Source organism: Actinomadura terrae, assembly GCF_022751215.1.
Taxonomy (GTDB): Bacteria; Actinomycetota; Actinomycetes; order Streptosporangiales; family Streptosporangiaceae; genus Spirillospora; species Spirillospora terrae.
Window position 1 is genome coordinate 2,000,669 of record NZ_JAICDG010000002.1, and the last position, 19,615, is coordinate 2,020,283.

The 19,615-nt window shown below is 71.1% G+C and carries 19 protein-coding genes; 14 read left to right on the forward strand and 5 right to left on the reverse strand.

Annotation, left to right across the window (positions count from 1 at the left end; genetic code table 11):
• The first annotated feature begins 57 nt into the window (after window positions 1–57).
• From selA to selD, 3 genes are read left to right on the forward strand one after another with little or no spacing between them, the layout of a single operon-like run.
• Window positions 58–1,377, forward strand: coding sequence for an L-seryl-tRNA(Sec) selenium transferase (gene selA / locus K2F47_RS19135; RefSeq protein WP_242905617.1), 1,320 nt, complete (start codon window positions 58–60; stop codon window positions 1,375–1,377).
• Entirely contained in the window at window positions 1,378–3,159 is a 1,782-nt protein-coding gene (locus tag K2F47_RS19140; protein WP_242905619.1) for a selenocysteine-specific translation elongation factor, read from the forward strand.
• A complete protein-coding gene (gene selD, locus K2F47_RS19145) occupies window positions 3,156–4,184 on the forward strand; it encodes a selenide, water dikinase SelD (RefSeq protein WP_242905621.1) in 1,029 nt (342 codons plus the stop codon). The genes K2F47_RS19140 and selD overlap by 4 nt, the downstream gene beginning before the upstream one ends.
• Window positions 4,185–4,187: 3 nt before the next feature.
• Here the strand turns inward: selD and fdh are convergent, their stop codons facing one another.
• Together fdh and K2F47_RS19155 are read right to left on the reverse strand one after the other, a co-directional pair.
• Entirely contained in the window at window positions 4,188–7,457 is a 3,270-nt protein-coding gene (fdh, locus tag K2F47_RS19150) for a formate dehydrogenase (RefSeq protein WP_242905622.1), read from the reverse strand.
• 68 nt (window positions 7,458–7,525) lie between these two features.
• Window positions 7,526–8,956: an MFS transporter gene (locus K2F47_RS19155; protein ID WP_242905624.1), complete on the reverse strand. Its 1,431-nt coding sequence runs from the start codon at window positions 8,954–8,956 to the stop codon at window positions 7,526–7,528.
• 24 nt (window positions 8,957–8,980) lie between these two features.
• Between K2F47_RS19155 and K2F47_RS19160 the strand changes: the two genes are divergently transcribed.
• Window positions 8,981–9,421, forward strand: coding sequence for a MerR family transcriptional regulator (locus K2F47_RS19160; protein ID WP_242905630.1), 441 nt, complete (start codon window positions 8,981–8,983; stop codon window positions 9,419–9,421).
• A gap of 271 nt (window positions 9,422–9,692) precedes the next feature.
• On the opposite strand, the gene K2F47_RS19165 is transcribed toward K2F47_RS19160, so the two are convergent.
• A complete protein-coding gene (locus K2F47_RS19165) occupies window positions 9,693–10,061 on the reverse strand; it encodes a hypothetical protein (protein ID WP_242905631.1) in 369 nt (122 codons plus the stop codon).
• Between the two features lie 761 nt (window positions 10,062–10,822).
• Between K2F47_RS19165 and K2F47_RS19170 the strand changes: the two genes are divergently transcribed.
• The 10 genes from K2F47_RS19170 to K2F47_RS19215 all read left to right on the forward strand — a co-directional run bounded on the left by K2F47_RS19170 (window position 10,823) and on the right by K2F47_RS19215 (window position 17,659).
• A complete protein-coding gene (locus tag K2F47_RS19170; protein ID WP_372490874.1) occupies window positions 10,823–11,590 on the forward strand; it encodes a Scr1 family TA system antitoxin-like transcriptional regulator in 768 nt (255 codons plus the stop codon).
• The gene (locus tag K2F47_RS19175) at window positions 11,587–11,775 is read left to right on the forward strand and encodes a DUF397 domain-containing protein (RefSeq protein ID WP_242905632.1); all 189 of its coding nucleotides are present in this window, start codon (window positions 11,587–11,589) and stop codon (window positions 11,773–11,775) included. Before K2F47_RS19170 ends, K2F47_RS19175 begins: the two co-directional genes overlap by 4 nt.
• Before the next feature lie 112 nt (window positions 11,776–11,887).
• Window positions 11,888–12,142, forward strand: a complete 255-nt coding sequence (locus K2F47_RS19180) for a DUF397 domain-containing protein (protein WP_242905633.1) — start codon at window positions 11,888–11,890, stop codon at window positions 12,140–12,142.
• Between the two features lie 10 nt (window positions 12,143–12,152).
• On the forward strand, window positions 12,153–12,413 hold the full coding sequence (locus K2F47_RS19185) for a beta/alpha barrel domain-containing protein (RefSeq protein ID WP_242905634.1): 261 nt from the start codon (window positions 12,153–12,155) through the stop codon (window positions 12,411–12,413).
• Between the two features lie 460 nt (window positions 12,414–12,873).
• A complete protein-coding gene (locus K2F47_RS19190) occupies window positions 12,874–13,602 on the forward strand; it encodes a helix-turn-helix transcriptional regulator (RefSeq protein WP_242905635.1) in 729 nt (242 codons plus the stop codon).
• An 83-nt stretch (window positions 13,603–13,685) separates the two neighbouring features.
• Window positions 13,686–14,696, forward strand: coding sequence for an aldo/keto reductase (locus K2F47_RS19195; RefSeq protein WP_372490863.1), 1,011 nt, complete (start codon window positions 13,686–13,688; stop codon window positions 14,694–14,696).
• Window positions 14,697–14,812: 116 nt separating this feature from the next.
• Window positions 14,813–15,091, forward strand: a complete 279-nt coding sequence (locus K2F47_RS19200; protein ID WP_242905644.1) for an ATP phosphoribosyltransferase regulatory subunit — start codon at window positions 14,813–14,815, stop codon at window positions 15,089–15,091.
• A complete protein-coding gene (locus K2F47_RS19205) occupies window positions 15,088–15,870 on the forward strand; it encodes a hypothetical protein (protein ID WP_242905646.1) in 783 nt (260 codons plus the stop codon). The genes K2F47_RS19200 and K2F47_RS19205 overlap by 4 nt, the downstream gene beginning before the upstream one ends.
• 277 nt (window positions 15,871–16,147) lie before the next feature.
• Window positions 16,148–16,573, forward strand: coding sequence for a hypothetical protein (locus K2F47_RS19210; RefSeq protein ID WP_242905648.1), 426 nt, complete (start codon window positions 16,148–16,150; stop codon window positions 16,571–16,573).
• A 567-nt stretch (window positions 16,574–17,140) separates the two neighbouring features.
• Window positions 17,141–17,659: a GNAT family N-acetyltransferase gene (locus K2F47_RS19215; protein WP_242905650.1), complete on the forward strand. Its 519-nt coding sequence runs from the start codon at window positions 17,141–17,143 to the stop codon at window positions 17,657–17,659.
• Here the strand turns inward: K2F47_RS19215 and K2F47_RS19220 are convergent.
• Together K2F47_RS19220 and K2F47_RS19225 are read right to left on the reverse strand one after the other, a co-directional pair.
• Window positions 17,650–19,221, reverse strand: a complete 1,572-nt coding sequence (locus tag K2F47_RS19220; RefSeq protein ID WP_242905652.1) for an asparagine synthase-related protein — start codon at window positions 19,219–19,221, stop codon at window positions 17,650–17,652. The genes K2F47_RS19215 and K2F47_RS19220 overlap by 10 nt on opposite strands.
• Window positions 19,222–19,293: 72 nt before the next feature.
• Window positions 19,294–19,482 carry a hypothetical protein gene (locus K2F47_RS19225; RefSeq protein WP_242905654.1) on the reverse strand — a complete coding sequence of 63 codons (189 nt, stop codon included), beginning with the start codon at window positions 19,480–19,482 and terminating at the stop codon, window positions 19,294–19,296.
• Between the last annotated feature and the right edge of the window lie 133 nt (window positions 19,483–19,615).

Consider the following 19,615-nt stretch of genomic DNA (forward strand, 5'->3'; position numbering starts at 1 on the left):
TAACAAGCGGGCCGGGCGGAGCGCAACCCGGGTGCCCGGGCGTGCGATGCTGGCGGCATGGAGCGTGAGGCACCGGTCACTCCCGGAGACGGGCGGCGGCGCATCCCCCGCACCGACGTGCTGCTCGCCGACCCGCGCCTCACCGAGGCCGCCGGACGGCTCGGCCGCGGCGTCGTGAAGGCGGCCGTCGTCACCGCGCAGCGGCGGGCGCGGGCGGGCGAGATTCCGGCGGAGGACGTGGCGGCCGCGGCGGTCGCGGCGCTGCCGGGCACCGCGTCCGGGCTGCGGGCCGTGGTCAACGCGACCGGCGTGCTGCTGCACACCAACCTCGGGCGGGCGCCGCTGTCGGCGGCGGCGCGGGAGGCGGTCGTGCTCGCCTCCGGCGCGACCGACGTCGAGCTCGACCTGGCGACGGGCACCCGGGCCCGTCGCGGACGGTCGGCGCTGGCCGCGCTGTTGGAACGGGTGCCGAGCGCCGGGGCCGCGCACGTCGTCAACAACGGCGCGGCGGCGCTCGTGCTGGCCGCGACCGCGCTCGCCCCCGGACGGGAGATCATCGTCAGCCGGGGCGAGCTGGTGGAGATCGGCGACGGGTTCCGCATCCCCGAGCTGCTCGCCGCGACCGGCGCGCGGCTGCGGGAGGTCGGCACCACCAACCGCACCTCGCCCGACGACTACGCGGCGGCGGTCGGGGAGGAGACCGGCTTCGTGCTCAAGGTCCACCCGTCCAACTTCACGATGACCGGGTTCACGCGCGAGGCCGATGTGTCGGAGCTGACCGGCCTCGGCGTGCCGGTCGTCGCCGACATCGGCTCCGGCCTGCTCGGCCCCGACCCGCTGCTGCCGGACGAGCCCGACGCGTCCGGGCGGCTCGCGGCGGGCGCCGACCTCGTCACGGGGTCCGGCGACAAGCTGCTCGGCGGCCCGCAGTGCGGGATCGTCCTCGGCCGCGAGGACCTCGTCCGGCGCATGGCCCGGCATCCGCTGGCGCGCGCGCTGCGCGTCGACAAGATGACGCTCGCGGCGCTGGAGGCGACGCTCCGGGGCCCGCGCACGCCCACCGACGAGGCCCTGCACGCCGACGTCGCGGTGCTGCGCGAACGCGCGGAACGGCTCGCCGCTGCGCTCCGCGACGCGGGCGTGGACGCGCGCGCCGTCGACAGCGAGGCCGCCGTCGGCGGTGGCGGCGCGCCGGGCGTCGTGCTGCCGAGTGCGGCCGTGTCGCTGCCGGAGCCCTACGCCGCCCGGCTCCGGCAGGGCGACCCGGCGGTGATGGGACGGGTGGAGGACGGCCGGTGCCTGCTCGACCTGCGCGCCGTCCCGCAATCTCAGGACGGCGACATCGGTACGGCGGTGCGCGCGCAGAAAGGGATCTGAATGCACGTCGTCGCCACGGCCGGGCACGTCGACCACGGCAAGTCCACGCTGGTCAGAGCGCTTACCGGAATGGAGCCCGACCGGCTGGAGGAGGAGCGGCGGCGCGGCCTGACGATCGAGCTGGGCTTCGCCTGGACCGACCTCGCCGGAACCCCGCTCGCCTTCGTGGACGTGCCGGGACACGAGCGGCTCGTCACGACGATGCTCGCGGGCGTCGGCCCCGTCCCGGCGGTGCTGTTCGTGGTCGCGGCCGACCAGGGCTGGCAGCGGCAGTCGGCGGAGCACCTGGAGGTCCTGGACGCGCTCGGCGTACGGCACGGCCTGCTCGTCGTGACGCGCGCCGACCTCGCCGAGCCGGACGCCGCCGCCCGCGTCCGCGACGACGCCCTTGCCCACATCGCCGCCACGTCGCTCGGCGCGGTCGACGCCGTGACGGTCAGCGGCGTCACCGGCCACGGCCTGGGTGATCTCCGCGCCGCCCTCCGCCGGTTGACCGGCGCGCTGCCCCCGCCCGACCCCGGCGCGGACGTGCGGCTCTGGGTCGACCGGGTGTTCACCGTCCAGGGCCGGGGAACCGTCGTGACCGGCACGCTCGGCGCTGGAACGATCCGCGTCGGCGACCGTCTCACGTCCGCGACCGGCGGCGAGACGTTCCGCGTGCGGGGCCTGCAAAGCCTCAAGCGCGACCGGGACGAGGTCGGCGGCGTCGCGCGCGTCGCCGTCAACCTGCACGGCGGCTCCGACGGGCCGCGACGAGGCGACGCGCTGCTGACCCCGGACCACTGGCTCACGACCGACGTGATCGACGTCCGGCTGCGCGGCGACCCGGCCCACGACCTGCCGAGGGAGCTGACGCTGCACGTGGGGACGGCGGCCGTGCCGGTGTGCGTCCGCCCACTCGGCGACGACACCGCGCGGCTCTCCACGACCCGGCGGCTGCCGCTGCGCGTCGGCGACGTCGCGTTGCTGCGCGACCCCGGGCGGCATCGCGTCCCGGCGGGCGTCACGGTGCTGGACGTCCGTCCGGGCCCGTTCGCCCGGCGCGGCGCGGCGGCGGCGCGGGCGCGCGAGCTGGCGGCCATGACCGGCGTCCCCAACGGCGCGGACGAGCTGCGCCGCCGCGGCCTGGTCCGCCGGCCCGACCTAGTCGCGATGGGCGTCCCGGCGCCGTCCGAGCCGGTCGCGGGGGACTGGCTCGCCGACCCCGGCCACTGGGTCGCGCTCGCGGACCGGCTCGGCGCGGCCGTCGAGGAGCACGCCTCCCGCCACCCGACCGACCCCGGCATGCCCGCCGATGCCGCCCGGCACGCGCTCGGCCTGCCCGACCGCGCGCTCGTCGAGGCGCTCACCACGAAGGCCGGGCTCCGGGCGCGCGGCGGCAGGATCTACGGCACCGCCACCGCGCCCGCGCTGCCGCCGCCCGTCCAGGCTGCCGTGGACGCCGTCCGGCGCGACCTCGCCGACGACCCTTTCCGCGCCCCCGACGCGGGACGCCTCGCCGACCTCGGCCTCACCCCGCGACTGCTCGCGGCGGCGGCCGCGGCGGGCGCGCTGCTGCGGATCGCCGACGGTATCGTCCTGCTGCCGGGCGCCGACGAGCGGGCCGCCGAGATCCTCGCGAAACTGAACCGACCCTTCACACTCAGTGACGCTCGCCGCACGCTGGGTACCACTCGTCGCGTCGCCGTCCCGCTCATGGAGCATCTCGACGCGCGCGGGTACACCGTACGGGTGGACGACCTCCGGCGGCGTTGCCGCGTTCACCCCGAAGGGACACTATGAAGACGATCGATCCCTCCACGATCGAATATGAACGTCTGACCGGCTACGCGAGCGGCGGCGGCTGCGCCTCCAAGATCCCGCCCGGCGAGTTGGAGGAGGTCGTGGGCCGCCTCGCCGCGCTCGCCGCCCCCGTCCCCCGGGCGGAGCTGCTGATCGGGCTCGACACCGGCGACGACGCGGCCGTGGTCCGGCTGCCGGGCGCCGCGGACGGGCTCGCCGCCGTCGCCACCGCCGACTTCTTCACCCCCGTCGTCGACGACCCCTACGACTGGGGACGCATCGCCGCCGCCAACGCGCTCTCCGACGTCTACGCGGTCGGCGGCCGCCCGCTGGTCGCGGTGAACCTGCTGGCCTGGCCGCGCGAGCGGCTCCCCTTCGACCTGGCGCGCGAGGTGCTGCGCGGCGGCCTGCACGTCGCGACAGAGGCGGGCTGCCTGGTCGGCGGCGGCCACAGCGTCGACGACGCCGAACCGAAGTACGGGATGGCGGTGACCGGCGTCGCCGACCCCGACCTGCTGCTCCGCAACGACCGGGGCCGCCCCGGGATGCCACTGACGCTGACCAAGCCGCTCGGCGTCGGCGTGCTGAACAACCGGCACCGGGCGACCGGCGAGGTGTTCCCGCACGCGGTCGAGACGATGGCCGAGCTGAACCGGGCGGCGTCGGCCGCCGCGCTCGACGCGGGCGCCGTCTGCGCCACCGACGTCACCGGGTTCGGGCTGCTCGGCCACCTGTACAAGCTGGCGCGCGCGTCCGGGGTGACCGCCGTGCTCGACTCCGCCGCCGTCCCCTACCTGGACGGGGCGCGCGCGTCCGCCCGCGCGGGCTACGTCAGCGGCGGCACCCGCCGCAACCTCGACTGGGTCGCCCCGCACACCGACTTCGGCGCGGCCGACGAGGTCACGCGGCTCCTGCTGGCCGACGCGCAGACCTCCGGCGGCCTGCTCGTCGCGGGCGAGATCTCCGGCGCGCCCGTCATCGGCGAGCTGGTCCCGGCCGGAGAGCACGCCCTCGTCGTCCGCTGACCCTCACATCTCCGTGCCGGTCCGGTCCGTGATCCCGGCGCGGTCGCGGTAGTCGCGCAGGAGCGCGAGCGCGTCCGGCCCGCGCGGGCGCCGCCCCGGACGGATGTCGCACGCCAGCGCCTTCGCCTCCTGGATGTGGGTGTTCGGGTCCAGGACGAGGTGCAACAGCTCGTTGGCGGCGTCGCCGGTGCTGAGGCCGTTCGGCCCCCAGTGGTAGGGGAGACCGACCTGGTGCAGCGTCCGGCCGTCCACGGTCAGCGGCGCCATCCGCGCGGTGACCATGACCCGCGCCTCGATGACGCCGCGCGCGGACACGATCGTGGCCCAGCCGCCGTGCTCCAGGTCCCGCTCGTCCGCCAGCTCGGGCGAGATCTCGCAGAAGAACTCGGGTTGCAGCTCGGCCAGGTACGGCTGCCAGCGCGACATCCCGCCCGCCGTGTGGTGCTCGGTCAGCCGGTACGTCGTCGCCACGTACGGGAACACCTCCGAGCCGGGGTCGGGGCCGCTCGGCGCCGACCGGTCGTCGGGGTGCGGCTTCAGCAGGTGCCGGACGGGGTTGCGCTGCTGCCCGTACAGCGGGTTCGCGAACGGCGACTCCTGCGGCTCGTAGTGCGCCGGGAGCGGCCCGTCCACGAGGCCCGCCGGGACGTGCAGCCACGCCTTGCCGTCCGCCTGCATGATGAACGGGTCGTCCCCGGCCAGCGCGTCCGGTCCCTTGGCGCCCGGCGGCGGCCGATAGTCGGGCGGGCGGTCGGCGACGAAGTCGGGCACGTCGTGGCCCGTCCACCTGCCCTGCTCGGCGTCCCACCAGACGAGCGCCTTGCGTTCGCTCCACGGCTTCCCGTCGGGGTCGGCGGACGCGCGGTTGTACAGGACGCGCCGGTTCGCGGGCCACGCCCAGCCCCATTCGGGCGCCACCCAGCTCTGGTCGCGGCCGGGCTTGCGGCGCGCGGCCTGGTTGACGCCGTCCGCGTACACGCCCGCGTAGATCCAGCACCCGCACGAGGTGGACCCGTCCGGCTTCAACTGCGTGTACGACGAGATCGGCCTCCCCTCCGCGTCCCGTCCGTTGATCTCGGCGAGCACGGCTTCGGCGTCCGGCTCGGCGAGGTCCCCGTGCGTGGGATAGTCCCAGGTCAGATCCAGCAGGGGCCGGTCCATCTCGTCCTCGGACCCGGCCAGCTTCTCCCGGATGATCCGCCCCAGGTGGTAGGTGAACCACAGGTCGCTGCGGATGTCCCCGGCCGGTTCGACCGCCGCGTGGTGCCACTGGAGCATCCGCTGGGTGTTGGTGAAGCTGCCGTCCTTCTCGGTGTGCGCGGCGGCGGGCAGGAAGAACACCTCCGTGCCGATGTCCTCCGGACGCGTCTCGCCGGTCTCGACCTCGGGGCCGTCCTTCCACCACGTCGCCGACTCGATCAGCGAGAAGTCCCGGACGACCAGCCAGTCCAGGTTCGCCATCCCGAGCCGCTGGATCTTGGCGTTCGCCGACCCGACCGCCGGGTTCTCGCCCAGCAGGAAGTAGCCCTTGCACACCCCGTCGATCTGCGCCACGCACGTCTCGTAGGTGCTGTGGGTGCCGGTCAACCGGGGCAGGTAGTCGAACCGGAAGTCGTTGTCCGCCGTCGCCGCGTCCCCCCAGTACGCCTTGAGCAGGCTGACGAAGTAGGAGCGCATGTCGCCCCAGAAGCCCTTGTGCGTCGCCTCCGCCTCGATGAACGCGTCCAGGTCCTCGTTGGTGTGCGCGTGCGGCATCGGAATGTAGCCGGGCAGCAGGTTGAACAGCGTCGGGATGTCGGTCGAGCCCTGGATGGACGCGTGCCCGCGCAGCGCCAGGATGCCGCCGCCGGGACGCCCGATGTTGCCGAGCAGCGTTTGCAGGATCGACGCCGTCCGGATGTACTGCACGCCGACCGTGTGCTGCGTCCAGCCGACCGCGTAGGCGAACGCGGTCGTCCGGTCGCGCCCGGAGTTCTCGGTGACCAGCTCGCACACCTTCAGGAACTGCTCCGGTGGGACGCCGCAGATCCGCTCCACCATCTCCGGCGTGTAGCGGGCGAAGTGCCGCTTCAGCACCTGGAACACGCAGCGCGGATGCTCCAGCGTCGGGTCGCGCTCCGGCTCGCCCTCGCCGATGTCCGCGCCGCCGGACCCGTGCGCCTCGCCGCGCCCGGCCTCCGCGACCGACTCGGCGTGCTCCCCGTCCTCGATGCGGTCCTCGTACTCGGCGTCCCGCTCCCCGGCGGCCGACTGGACCTCCAGGCCCGCGTACTGCCACGTCCTCGGGTCGTAGCTGCGCGAGTCCGGGTGCAGGCCGGAGAACACGCCGTCGAGGTCCTCGGTGTCGCGGAACTCCTCGGTGAGGAGCACCGGCGCGTTCGTGTACGCGACCACGTAGTCGCGGAAGTACTTCTCGTTCTTCAGGACGTAGTTGATGATCCCGCCGAGGAAGGCGATGTCACTGCCCGCGCGCAGCGGGACGTGCACGTCCGCGACCGCGCTCGTCCGCGTGAACCGCGGATCGACGTGGATCAGCTTCGCGCCGCGCGCCTTCGCCTCCATCACCCACTGGAACCCGACCGGATGGCACTCGGCCATGTTCGAGCCCTGCACGACGATGCAGTCGGCGTTGGCCAGGTCCTGCTGGAAGGTGGTCGCGCCGCCGCGTCCGAACGAGGTTCCCAGACCGGGAACGGTGGAGGAGTGTCAAATACGCGCCTGATTCTCGATCTGCACCGCGCCGAGCGCGGTGAACAGCTTCTTGATCAGGTAGTTCTCCTCGTTGTCGAGGGTGGCGCCGCCGAGGCTCGCGAGGCCGAGCGTCCGCCGCACGCGGACGCCGTCGTCCTCCCACTGCCAGCCCTCCTGCCGGGCCGCGATGACCCGGTCGGCGATCATGTCCATCGCCTCGTCGAGGTCGAGCGGCTCCCACTCGGTGCCGTGCGGGCGCCGGTAGAGCACCTTCTGCTCCCGCGCCGCCCCGGTCGTCAGCTGGAGGCTCGCCGAGCCTTTCGGGCACAGCCGCCCGCGGCTCACGGGGGAGTCGGGGTCGCCCTCGATCTGCGTGACCTTCCCGTCCTGCACGTACACGTTCTGGCCGCAGCCGACCGCGCAGTACGGGCAGATGGACTTCACGACCCGGTCGGCGGTGCTCACCCGCGCGGTCAGCCGCTCGCTGCCCGCGCTCTTGGCGGCGGCGCCGCGTCCGAGCCGGTCGGACCCGGTGACCTGCCGGTAGACGGGCCACGACCCGATCCACTGGCGAACACCCATGCCCAGCCTCCCGCCTGACTCCGTGGACGCGCGCCTTCTACCCGGCGCCCCGACCGTGAAACACGCGCCTAGGACGTCGCCAGCCCGCCCTCGACCTCGTCGAACAGCGCGGCGGTGCGCCGCGCGGAGTCCCGGGCGCGGCGTCCGGTGCTGATCAGGCACAGGGCCAGGATCCCGGCGCCGAGCCCGGTCACCAGCCACCACACCCCGCGCTCCGCATGCGTGAACGCGCTCCCGTCCGCCCCGGACCCCACGATCGACCCGGCGACCGCGACGCCCAGCGTCGACCCGACCTGCCGTCCGGTGGAGGAGAGCGAGGCCGCCACCCCCGCCATCGAACGCGGCATCCCGGACACCGCCGTGTTGGTGATCGGCGCGTTGACGGTCGCGAGGAACACGCCGAACAGCAGGTAGACCGCCAGCACGGCCGGAACCGGCGTGGCCGGGCCGAGCCACAGCGACGCGGCGCCGCCGAGCGCGAGCGCGGTCCCGGCGACCAGCAGCGGCGGGCGGGGGCCGTGCGTCCCGACGATCCGCCCGGTGCGCGGCGACAGCACCATTGTCACCACGCCGACCGGGAGCAGGCACAGCCCGGTCGCGAGCGCCGACATGCCGCGCACGTCCTGGAGGTACTGGGTCGTCACGAACAGGTACCCGTTGAAAGCGCACAGCGAGAACAGCGCCATCACGATCGCCAAGCTGAACGGCGTGCTGCGGAACAGCCGCAGCTCCAAAAGCGGATCGGCACGGCGCGGCTCGTAGGCGAGGATGCCCAGCACGCCGAGGACGGCGGCGGCGAGCAGCGCGAGGATCACCGGCGAGTCCCAGCCCAGCCGCCGGGACTCGATGATCGCGTACACGAGCCCACCCAGCGTGAGCACCACCAGAAGCTGGCCCACGGGGTCGAAGCGACGGGCCCGCGCGGCGCGCGACTCGGGGACGAACAGCGCGCAGCCCACGATCGCGACGGCCACGATCGGCACGTTGACCCAGAAGACCGAGCGCCAGCCGAACGCGTCGACCAGGGCGCCGCCGGCGATCGGCCCGAGCACCAGCGCCAGCCCCGACACCGAGCCGAACACGCCGATCGCCCGCGCCCGCTCGGCCGGCTCGGGGAACGTCGCGGCGACGATCGCCATCGCCACCGGGTTGAGCATCGTCCCGCCGACGGCCTGGAGCGCGCGTGCCCCGATCAGCCAGCCGATGCTCGGCGCGAGCCCGCACAGCAGCGACCCGAGCCCGAACAGCGCCAGCCCGGTCTGGAAGACGCGCCGCCGCCCGACCCGGTCGGCCGTGGACCCGGCGAGCAGCAGGAAACCGGCCAGTACGAGCGTGTAGGCGTCGACCGTCCATTGCAGGTCGGTCACCGAGGCGTGCAGGTCGCGGCGGATCGCGGGCAGCGCGACGTTGACGATGGAGATGTCCATCACGACGACGAGCATGCTGGCGCAGCAGATGCCGAGGACGAGGAGGCGGTGGTCGGCGGGAGGTCGGTTCATGCCTTGGACGGTAGAATTTAGAGCGTGCTCGAAGTCAACCGGAGACCCGACATCCCGGCGGAGGGCCTCGCCATCGCGGAGGCCGCCCGCCGCACCGGCGTCAGCGTCCACACCCTGCGCTACTACGAGCGCGCGGGCCTCGTCGTCACCACCGTCGACCGCACCACCGGCGGCTGGCGCCGCTACCACCGGCTCGACCTCGAATGGATCCTCGTCTGCACGCGGCTCCGCGCCACCGGCATGCCGATCAGGTCCATCCGCCGCTACGCCGAACTCGTCGCCGCCGGACGCGGCAACGAGCAGGAACGCCTCGCGCTCCTGGAGGCCCACCGCGCCGACGTCCGCGCCCGCCTCGCCGAAATCCAGGAGAACCTGACGCTCATCGACCACAAGATCGACGTCTACCGGGGCCGCCTGGCCGCCGGAGACGCCGACCAACTGTGGGCTCCGGGCCTCCCCGACTAGAGGACGACCGGCCTGTCGGGCGGCCCCCGAGCTCGTCGTTCTCGGGGGCCGCCCCTCGCCGTCCGGTGGACCGCACCCGCCCGACGGTATTGGCGGGGGTCTCGAACACCGGACGGCGGGCTCACACGGTTCCCCGGATAAGCAACCGTGTGAGCATCTCGGCACGGGCCCCAGGACAGGGAATCTCGGGTACAACCCCCGCCCCGGGGCCCGCCTATCCGCGCAGTGGTCAAGGGGGGCTGAACCCACCACGCGGAAGTCTGTTCGCGGTCTATCGCTCCGGCCGGACGACCCGCCGCGCCTCCCGCAAAAACCCCGAATGGCCCGCATCGCCATTGCCGCAGACCTGGTTGCCGAGCCGATGCGCGGCATCGCGAATCATCGTCACCGTGCCCCCCAGGTATCCGGCCTCCTCCAGCAGGACGCGGACATGCCGGGAGACCTCGTTCAACGCGGTGCAGAACGCGTCCGCCGCAGGCACCTCGGCCTGCTCAGCCAGCGCATCCTCCGCCCGCTCCCGCGCGGTGTCGGCGACATGCCGGATGATCGCCTTAGGACGCCCCTGCGCCGCCATGACCTCCTCGAACGCAGCGGCCGCCGTCTGCGCAAGCCGTGCCGGAGACATCATCACCGGCTCCATTTCAGCCCCGCCTAACAAAGCCGAAGACCCAGACAACGACCCCGCACCCAGCGCCGTAGGTCACCACCTCGGCGACCATTCGCAGCGCGCTCACGCCGTCCTCCACCGCATATCACTGATCGCGAGATTGGCCGCTGTGAGTGGCTGCCGAGCAGGCGCAAGCCAAGCAGTCCCCCCATCCGCGCACCGCGCGACGATCCACCACTGCCCCTGATCCCGGTGATACGCACACCCCAGAGTGAGCGTCCCGCCGACCCCGTCCACCCGCGAGACGGCCAGCGCCGGATACCCGTCCGACTCCACCAGCACACACGCCATGTCCGACACGTCCGAGAAACACTCAAGCACCATCCGAAGCGCCGAAAGCCGCTCCGAATGCACCGGCGTAAGCACCTCCAGAAGCGCCGACACCGACCGATGCCCCTCCCCATTAGGAACGGCCCCAGGAAACGGCAACCGATACCCCCGAGGCGCCCCCACCACACCAGGCGGATTAGCCCGAATAGGCCGCTTTTGTCGCGCATGCGTACCCATAAGCCGGTCTCACCTCGCAGGCCAGAGGATTTGTCGAACGGGGTACAGGATGCGCCGCCGCGAGGTATGTTCGCTACGTTCCTTGAACGTCGAGCAACGAATTGGATCATGAAATGCAGCGTCGACCGGAGCCGGAAAAGCAGCGGCCTTCTACGATTGGCCTGCGAGAACACAAGGCGCGGACGCTCGATCCCGCGCGTTCTCTGTGGGACCTAATTGCCGTGGAGATGCGTAGGCAGATCTACGTTCAGAGCACGTCCCAAGCTCGCGTATCGGAGTATTTGGACGTATCGCGCTCTCACGTCACGCGGTTAGTAAACGGGACACGTCGGTTGTCTCCGGAGCACGCAACGGCCCTTGACGCTTATTGGCAGTTGCGCGGCCTGCTCGCGCACCTGGTGGCTCACGCCCTCGCCCGCCCGGATGACGACTGGATGACGTCCCTGGCTGCGTACGAGGCTCGGGCCACGCGCGTCCGCTCTTGGGATATGGGGGCCGTCCCCGGACTGTGGCAGACACCCGATTATGCGCGGACCATGTTCGAGCGAGGCCACGCAGCCGGACTTCTCTCGGACGTGGATGCAGCGCTGGCTACCCGACTGGAGCGTCAGGCAGCCGTATGGGGGCGTGCGGACCCGCCCCGAGTGTCTGCCTTCATCTCATGGGTTGCGCTTTCGTCCCCACCCGGCAGGGATCCGCAAGTGATGCGGGATCAACTTGCGTACCTTCTGGAGCTCTCGGAGCGTCCGGGGGCTAGCGTGCGCGTCGTGGGTCAACACATGGGATGGCATATCGGGCACGATGGCTCGTGCAAGCTTCTCACCGTAGGGGCTGACATGGCGTTCGCGGAAGCGGCCGGAACGGTCGGCAAGCTGATCTTGGACCCTGACCGCGTTGAGCACTACGCGCGGCGCATGGAACAGATCAGTGATCTAGCCTGGAACGCGGAGGAATCCCGTACCGCGATTCAGCAAGCGATGAGGACGTACGCATGACCATGTGGCGCAAGGCAAGCAAGAGCACGTCCGATGGTGGGGACTGTGTTGAACTCGCGGAGTTCCCCCTGGCGGTTGGCATCCGGGACAGCAAGGACCCCCACGGCCCCAAGATCGCACTCCCCACCACCAGCTTCCGTGACCTGATGACCGCCATCAAGCGCGGCGAGCACGACACCCCCTGACCCGCCCCCGGCACCCAGAAACCCTCGGTCACCCCGGTAGGCCGGGGGTTTCTGCCGTCCACACACCCGGGTATCTGATCCGTGCACTGCCCCCACCAACGGAGGTGCACACATGACCACCTGGCGTAAGTCCAGTCGCAGTGGGACGAGCGGCAACCAGAGCGATTGCGTCGAAGTTGCGGCGCTCACCTGGCGCGAGGCGTCGCGCAGCAACACGTCCGGCGGTGACTGTGTGGAGGTTGCCCCGCTCTCGGGAACCATCGGGGTCCGGGACAGCAAGGATCCGCAGGGGCCCGTGCTGGAGTTCACGCCGGTCGAGATGGCCGCCCTGTTCGAAAGAGTGAGAGCCGGGCTGGTCGCGCTCTAGGGTAACCAGCATGAGAACGTGCTGGCAGTGCTACTCGTGGCACGGTGCTGAGATCGACGTTGCGGGCGCGCCCGACGAAGAGTGGACCAGCCCCGAGGGTGCGGTGGAGTTCCTGCGGACTCAACTCACCACGCACGGGCTGTACTCCAAGGAAGTCCTTGTCGAAGCCCTGCGGGACCTCCGTAGTGGCGGCTCCGTGTCGCTCGGCAACGACCTGCCCGACGGCGACCGCCTCCACCTCGCAGTCAGGCCCGTGCAGGCCGGCGAGTAGCCCGACCGCTGCGCCGCCCCCTCCGCGCCGTCTCGAGGTGGGACGTTTGCTGCGGCACGGGACGCTTCCGCGAGCTGGTCAGGGCCATCGAACACGGCAACACGACGCACCCTGATCAACCCCGAACCTTCCAGGAACGACGCCGTGGGCGCGGACGCAGGCCATGTCGTCCTCGCCGCCTGGCCGCCGTCCATCCTAAAATCGCAAGTCGGCTGGTGAACGGTGCTGCGGGGGCACACGGCCGAGTGGGCCCTTGCTGTGTGGACCTGTGGGTGGCGCTGAGGTGACCGAGGGGTTGGTACGGGTCGTCGCGATGTGTCGGGAGACGCTGGGTGACGGGCCGGGAACCAGGCGTCCTCTGGCGGAGGATTCGTCCCTCGACATTGTCGAGATCACCTGTCGTGACGATCGGCGGTCGTTTCGTCCGCCGGTCATGGTCTCCGGGCCCGATGCCGGGGTCATGCGAATGTTGTTGGTCCGCTCCGGCGGGTTCTTGGCGCGGGTCAACGGCCGTGAGGAGTTCACCGACCCGGTCACGGGATTCGTGCTCCACCAGGGCGACGATGTGGCCTTCGCCCACCCCGCCCACACCCGCGACGTCAGCACGATGCTCGATCTCGGCCAGGACGTCTACGGCGACGTCTGCGGTGACCTCCTGCCACCGGCCCGGAATCCCGTCGTGCCGGTCACCGCCGCGCTCGACCTGGCCCACCGGCGGCTGGTCTCCGCCTGCCGGGCGGGGATCGACCGCTTCGAGGTCGCCGAGCGGGTGCATCACCTGCTCACCACGGTTTCCACCCCGCGCACTCCGGCACGGACCGGGCGGCGCCCCGCCACCGTCCAGGCGCACCGCAGGCTGGTCGACCACACGCGGGCCGTACTGATCGACGGGCCGCTGACGGCGAGCCTGGAGGAACTCGGCCGCCGGGTGGGCTGCTCCCCCTTCCACCTCAGCAGGGTGTTCCACCAGGTCACCGGGCAGACCCTCAACCACTACCGCAACCAGTTGCGGGTCCGCGCCGTGGCCGAGGACCTCGCCGACGGACACTCCTCACTGCGGACGCTGGCCACCACCTACGGCTTCGCCGACCAGGCCCACATGACCCGCGTGTTCCGACAGCACACAGGACAGGTGCCCAGCGCGGTTCGGGCGATGCTGAGACCGCCCGGCCCGGGTGAGCGGATCTGAACAGAAATCTTCTACGCCACCGCGGTACGCCCACGTGATGATCATCAACGAATGCTGTCACGGGCTAAATGAGAGGGAACTGGGTGAAATACCGCATTATCGGCGCTGACCCGGCGACGCGGCGTGAGGTGAGCGTGCTCAGTCTCGGCGCGATGTTGTTCGGCACGACCACCGACGAGGAGACGTCCTTCGCGATTCTCGATCGGTATGTCGAGGCGGGCGGCACGTTCATCGACACCGCGAACAACTACGCGTACTGGAACACCGGTAGCCAGGGCGGGGAAAGCGAGGCGTTGCTCGGCCGCTGGCGGCGCAGCCGCGGGGTCGGCGAGGAGATCACCATCGCCACCAAGCTCGGCGGCCGGCCGACCGCCGCCACCAAGCCGACCGGCTCCACCAGCGGGCTGGCCCCCTCGGACGGCGTTGAGGGGGTGAACGCCAAGGTGATCCGGGAGTCCTCGGCCGCCAGCCGCGAGCGCCTCGGCGTGGAGCGGCTGGACCTGTTGTACGCGCACATCGGGTTTCCGGACGCGCCGTGGCAGGAGATCGTCGAGGCGTTCGGCGCACTGGTCGCGGACGGCACGGTCGGCCTGCTGGGCGCCAGCAACCACTGGGCGTGGAACGTGGAGCGGGCCAGGAACCTGGCCGCCGCCGCCGGCCTGCCGGGCTACGAGGTCCTCCAGTACCACCACAGCTACCTGCGGCGGCGGGGCGACCTGCCCGGCAGGCGCTCCCCGGACGGGGAGATCGGCCTGGCTTCCGGTGACCTGCTCAGCTATGTGCGGGCCGAGCCCAGCCTCACGCTGGTCGCCTACTCCCCGCTGCTGGGCGGCGCCTACGTACGCCAGGACAAACCCCTGGACGCCGCCTTCGACCACGCGGGCACGCCCGCCCGCCTGGCGGCGCTGCACCAGGTGGCCGACGAAACCGGGGCGACCCCCAACCAGGTGGTGCTGTCCTGGCTCATCGGCGGCGAGATACCGGTCATCCCCCTGGTCGGCGCGTCCTCGGTGGCGCAACTGGAGGAGAGTCTGGCGGCCGTGGACCTGGAGCTGACCGGGGAGCAGCGCGCCAAACTGGACGCGGCACACTGAGCCTCTCGGTTGGCGACGGCGTGTGATCGTCAAGCAGCCCGCCGGTGGCCCAACGCCCGGAAAGCCGTCCTCATGCGCCACCTACTGAACTGGTAGAGGCGCGTGGCCTGGACGCCGTGATCGCCGAGAACCTCGTGGACGACATCACCGCCCAGGACGCCGAGCACCGGATGCGAGCGGCCCTCAAGGACAACCCGGAGGGCGCCGAAGGGCTCGTCGAGGTCGACCGGCTACTGGAACTGGCAACGCCGTACGTGGGCGGGCACCGCATCCGGTTCGCGCCGAACCTCGTCCGAGGCCTGGACTACTACACGGGGGCGATCTGGGAAGTGACCGCGCCCGGCCTGCCGGGGTCGATCGCGTCAGGCGGCCGATACGATTACCTGATCAGGTGAGCGTCGCAGTCGGGGCGGTGTGCGCCTCCCCGCTGCCGGGTTACCACATCGCGCCCGGCCCGGTCGGGCAGAACGTCGCCGGCAGCGCCCGCCAGCAGGCCACCTGCGCCCAGCCGGGCACCGTCCCGCTGGGCGTGGGCGGCAACAGCGCCGGCCAGCCCCGGCTCGGCCTGTCGGCCCTTTACATCGACCAGGCCAACGGCGCCTACCGCGCCAACGTCGCCATCAACCAGAGCCCCGCCGGCGGCAACTCCGTGCAGGCCATCGTGGTCTGCGCCGCCCCGCCCACCGGCTACGAGCTCGTCACCAGCCCCCTCAGGACCTCGGTCCCCTCCTACTCCAAGGTGCCCATCGCCTGCCCGTCGGGCAAGACCATCGTCTCCGGCGGCCTGTCCATCCCCGGCACCTACAGCTACATCAGCCAGATCAACCCCAGCAGCGTCAGCGGGTACTGGGAAGCCTCCGCCTTCACCCCCCCGGCGGCGACGGCAAGTACAGTGCCACCACCAGCGCCATCTGCACCTCCTGACCTGAACACCCCGAGGGGGTCGGGCACGCCAACCCCACAGTGCCCGGCCCCCTCGGAGAGCCCGGCGCTCGGGGCTGGCTGCCCAGGTCGCGCGGCGCGGCGTTCCGGGCCGCGAGGAGGATCAGCGCGGAATGATCAGCGCGACCTCCTCCGGCCGCATGGTGCGGAAACGGCCGGTCCACATCTCACTCCGGACCATCGCGACGTCGAAGAGGTAGAAGCATTCACCGTCGATGACCTCGGAGCGTGACCGACTGCCAGCGCATCCGCACCGCCAGAGTCCTGGCCATGGGCGAAGCCCACGCACGTCCAGCCCAGTACAAGAAGGGAATCGGAAGCCGACGCCAGGTCTGGAACGGACAGCTTAACAACAATGGACTAATGGACACGCAGGTCAGGCGTCAGTGACAACTCGATCTTGGTCGAGCGGGCGGAGTTTACGCGAAGTTACATAGCTGCCGCGACTGGAACCTGGCATGCTCTGTCGCAGGGCCAAGGAAATGGCTTCGCCAACCCGAGGAGATTTCATGCGTCAGCCGCTTTCTGGAAGTGCGTCCAGCGCGTCCTTAATCCTCAAACCGCTAGTCGTCATGGCAGCGGCCGGTGCCGCTCTCTTCGCCGCGCCGGCGGCGGCATCCGCCGCACCCACCGGCACGGTCTCGCCGGGCGCCCACGCCCAGGCCGCCACCTCTATCTCAGGCACCGCGAGCAGCAAGCACGCCGGCGCCGGCATCGCCGCCGTCTTCAACTGCCGGTACTTCGGCCGTCCGCCGTATCAGGAGCTCCAGTTCAACTGCTTCATTCAGTCCGGTCACCTCCGGACGGTCCTCAATTGCGTCGACGGACGGCGCATCTCCGGCCCCACCTTGGGACCGACCGGCTACTGGCAGCCCTTCACCATCAGCTGTGCGCCCGCCCAATACTCCACCTTCGACTACTACGGTAGCGACTGACATATTCCAAAAAGTCCGACAGTGCCGCAGTCCCCGCGTGGATGACCGCTAGTGCCGCATCAAGCAACGCGGGTCCTCGAATTCGGAGCGAGCGCGGCTAGGTGCGGTGGGGACCTCGGCAGCAGAACGGGCACAGGTCCTGGTGATCACGGAGTTGCAACGCTCTGTGATCGCCGGGACCTGCGCCCGCGCTGCCCTCATGGCTGACCGAACCGCTCTGGGACCTGATCGCTGTGGCCGATGAGATTGCGGGACCCAGGCCGAAGTGTCCATCCAGGCCGGTGCCTCCGCTGGCGCGGGACGATCTCATGCTCGACCCCTACTCGGGGCTCACCCTGGCCGATCTTCGCCAGAAGCCGGCGGAGCCGGTGGGGTACGCGGGCCCATACTCCTTCCGTCGTGCGGCGGCCGCTCCCGTGCCCTCGCACGGGGGTGCCGGCGTTCTCGCGCGCCACGGCCGGCACCCTAGACACGGGGGTTGCCGTTCCGCGGCCTGGACCGCGGATGGCCCATGCCGGTTGGGGCGTTCGACTGATCGGAGGTGGTGTTGGGGGAAGGATGCCTTTCATGTTGGTGATGCGTCCGGCAACTCCTGAGGATCGGCCTGCGGTCCGCCATCTGATCCTTGCGCGGTGCGTGTGGATGGAGGAACGCGGGATGCCCTCGTGGCGGCCGCAGTTGGAGGATCTGGTTTCCCAGTGCGATAACCCGTGCGGTGATGTGTGGGTGCTTGAGCAGGACGGCGAGCGGCTCGTCGGCCGGACAACGCTTCAGGAGCACGCGCCCCCCTGGGGGTGGACTGAGCAGGAGAAGGGCGAGCCGTCGCTTTATATGACCACGTCGATGACTGACCCGGCATTTCGAGGGTTCAAGCCTGGGACGCTCATGGCGTGGTGGGCGGTCGACCGCGCGGCGACGTTGGGATTGTGGTGGGTGCGCCGGGACTGCATGTTTCCTGAGCTCGCCACGTACTACTCGAGCCAGGGCTACGACCTGGTTCGCGAGGTCGAGTTCAAGGGTCACCGGCTGTTCATGATGGCCCGCGAGGCCGAACGGCTCGACCTCGCGGAGCCGTTTCACAGGTAGGCGGTCGCGGCCAGGTGCAGGTCGATGACCTGGAGGAGTTTGGCGTGAAACTCCTCGTCGTAGGGCTCGGTTCCGATGGTGGCGATCGTGGCTTTCAGCCCGTCGGGGTCGATCAGGTGCGCCTCGATGAGTGGGGATCCGTCGGCCAGCATCTGCTCCAGGAGCGGGATTCCGTAGGTCTTGAGGGAGGATTCCACGAGCCAGACGAACGATTCTCGCTCCACCGGGTTGCAGACGTCGTCGCCGAGGCCCAGTGCCGCCATGTGGCGCCGCTGGAGGTTCTTGAACTCGCGCCAGTGCAGGGGGAGTTGCTCACCGAGGCTGATCATCGCTGGCTGGGTGAAGGGGTGGATGGGCCACAGGCCCGCCCGCAGCAGCGGGGGCGCCGCGGTTTCCAGGGAAAGCAGCGTGATCGCGTTCACGATCGCGGGCGGTGCGATGCCGTCATCTCCGTACCGGACGGCGGGCCTGGCGTCGGGGCCGAGCCAAGGGAGTTTGTCGGTGATGTGGGCGTTGGCCGCGGCGACCGCCTCGGACTCCTGAGGTGAGAGCGCGACCATCTCGTCTCCGCCCAGGCCGGTCACCACGGCTTGGGCGCCGTGGTCGGCGATCTGGCCGGTGAGCCGGTGGAAGGGCAGGAACAGCGGCTCCTCGTACGGGCTGATCGCCTCGCCGCGGATGCGTGGGCAGTCTGGATGGAGGGGCGGCGCGTCGGCGCAGTCGACGAGCAGGTCGGTTGCGCCGAACGGCAGGGCGGCGCGCATCTGGACGCGGCGCCGTTTCTGCTGGGCCCGTCCTAAGCCGGTGACTTGGAGCGCGGCGGTGGTGATCTGGTCGGGCTGGCGAATGGCCGCGCGGGTGGCGATGGTGCCGGAGTCGAATCCGCCGGTCAGATGGAAGACGGTGGTGGCGGGGTCGAGCGGACGCAGGTCCAAGGCGGCGTCGATGGACTGGGTGAGCGCGGCCAGAACCTCGCCGTCGGGGCGGAGGTCGCGGGGTCGGAGGTGGAGGGCGGGTTCGGGGTAGTGCAGGTGCAGGGCGCCACCGAAGATGGCCTTGGCCCGTTCGGTGAGTCGGCGGATGCCGGTGAAGAGCGTCTCGGTGCCGTAGCGGGGCTGGTAGATGAGCAACCGGGCGGCCTCGCGCGGGCTGATGCCCTCCACGAACGGTCGAAGGTCGGCCATGTCCCAGGAGCCGTGCAACACGCCGTTGCCCTCGGCTAGGTAGAGGGGTGTGGTCCGGGCGGCTCCGGCAAGGACCTCGACCGGATGTCCGGGACGGGTCTCGACCAGGACGAAGTCCGCGGGCCACTGGGTGGCGAGCGACCGCGCCTGGTCGTAGGCGGTGGATCCGACGATCCGCGGATCGGGGGCGGCGGGCCTGCGACCGGCGATCCGTTCGCGGACGGTGATGAAGGTGCGGACGCTGTCGGTGACGGCGAGGTGTTCCAGCATGGGGTGGCTGAATGGGGTGACCTGGCTGGTCTGGTCGTCGGTGATGTACGTCGTCGCCGTCCAGGACCAGGTTGTCGAGGTGTAGGGGGTGAGGCGGATGGTGAGCACGCGCGCTACCTCCAAGCGGGGTTCGGGCCCGGCCCGTGGATGACCGGGCCCGCATACCCCTGTCGGGCCTAGTCAGGTGATGGGGGTGTCGTAGGTCTGGGCGCCGTCGGAGGAGCCGGACCTCTTCTTGGTCTGGTGTGCGTCGATGGGCGTCTGGACGATCAGGACGGCCGGGCTGGTGAACAGGTCGTCCGCGATGTCGCTGATGGCCTCGGGCGGAGCGAGGTCGTCCAGGACGGGATCGAGCGGCAGGGTGCTCATCGGTTCCTCCCAGGAGACTCGGGCGTCTGTCCTACGCACGATCGCCCAGCTCAGGGGGAGGCTCCAGTCGTCTGGTTGTGGGTCGTTTGCCGATGCGGTGTCGACCGCTTGTCGTCGGCAGTCCCGTCCGTGC

Bases quoted from the DNA above. Each gene is read 5' to 3' on its own strand.
- K2F47_RS19140 (WP_242905619.1), top strand. From the start codon at position 1,378: ATGCACGTCGTCGCCACGGCCGGGCACGTCGACCACGGCAAGTCCACG.
- K2F47_RS19175 (WP_242905632.1), top strand. From the start codon at position 11,587: ATGACCATGTGGCGCAAGGCAAGCAAGAGCACGTCCGATGGTGGGGAC.
- K2F47_RS19185 (WP_242905634.1), top strand. From the start codon at position 12,153: ATGAGAACGTGCTGGCAGTGCTACTCGTGGCACGGTGCTGAGATCGAC.
- K2F47_RS19215 (WP_242905650.1), top strand. From the start codon at position 17,141: ATGTTGGTGATGCGTCCGGCAACTCCTGAGGATCGGCCTGCGGTCCGC.
- K2F47_RS19170 (WP_372490874.1), top strand. From the start codon at position 10,823: ATGCGTAGGCAGATCTACGTTCAGAGCACGTCCCAAGCTCGCGTATCG.
- K2F47_RS19210 (WP_242905648.1), top strand. From the start codon at position 16,148: ATGCGTCAGCCGCTTTCTGGAAGTGCGTCCAGCGCGTCCTTAATCCTC.
- K2F47_RS19155 (WP_242905624.1), bottom strand. From the start codon at position 8,956: ATGAACCGACCTCCCGCCGACCACCGCCTCCTCGTCCTCGGCATCTGC.
- selA (WP_242905617.1), top strand. From the start codon at position 58: ATGGAGCGTGAGGCACCGGTCACTCCCGGAGACGGGCGGCGGCGCATC.
- K2F47_RS19225 (WP_242905654.1), bottom strand. From the start codon at position 19,482: ATGAGCACCCTGCCGCTCGATCCCGTCCTGGACGACCTCGCTCCGCCC.
- K2F47_RS19180 (WP_242905633.1), top strand. From the start codon at position 11,888: ATGACCACCTGGCGTAAGTCCAGTCGCAGTGGGACGAGCGGCAACCAG.
- K2F47_RS19190 (WP_242905635.1), top strand. From the start codon at position 12,874: ATGCGAATGTTGTTGGTCCGCTCCGGCGGGTTCTTGGCGCGGGTCAAC.
- selD (WP_242905621.1), top strand. From the start codon at position 3,156: ATGAAGACGATCGATCCCTCCACGATCGAATATGAACGTCTGACCGGC.
- K2F47_RS19165 (WP_242905631.1), bottom strand. From the start codon at position 10,061: ATGGAGCCGGTGATGATGTCTCCGGCACGGCTTGCGCAGACGGCGGCC.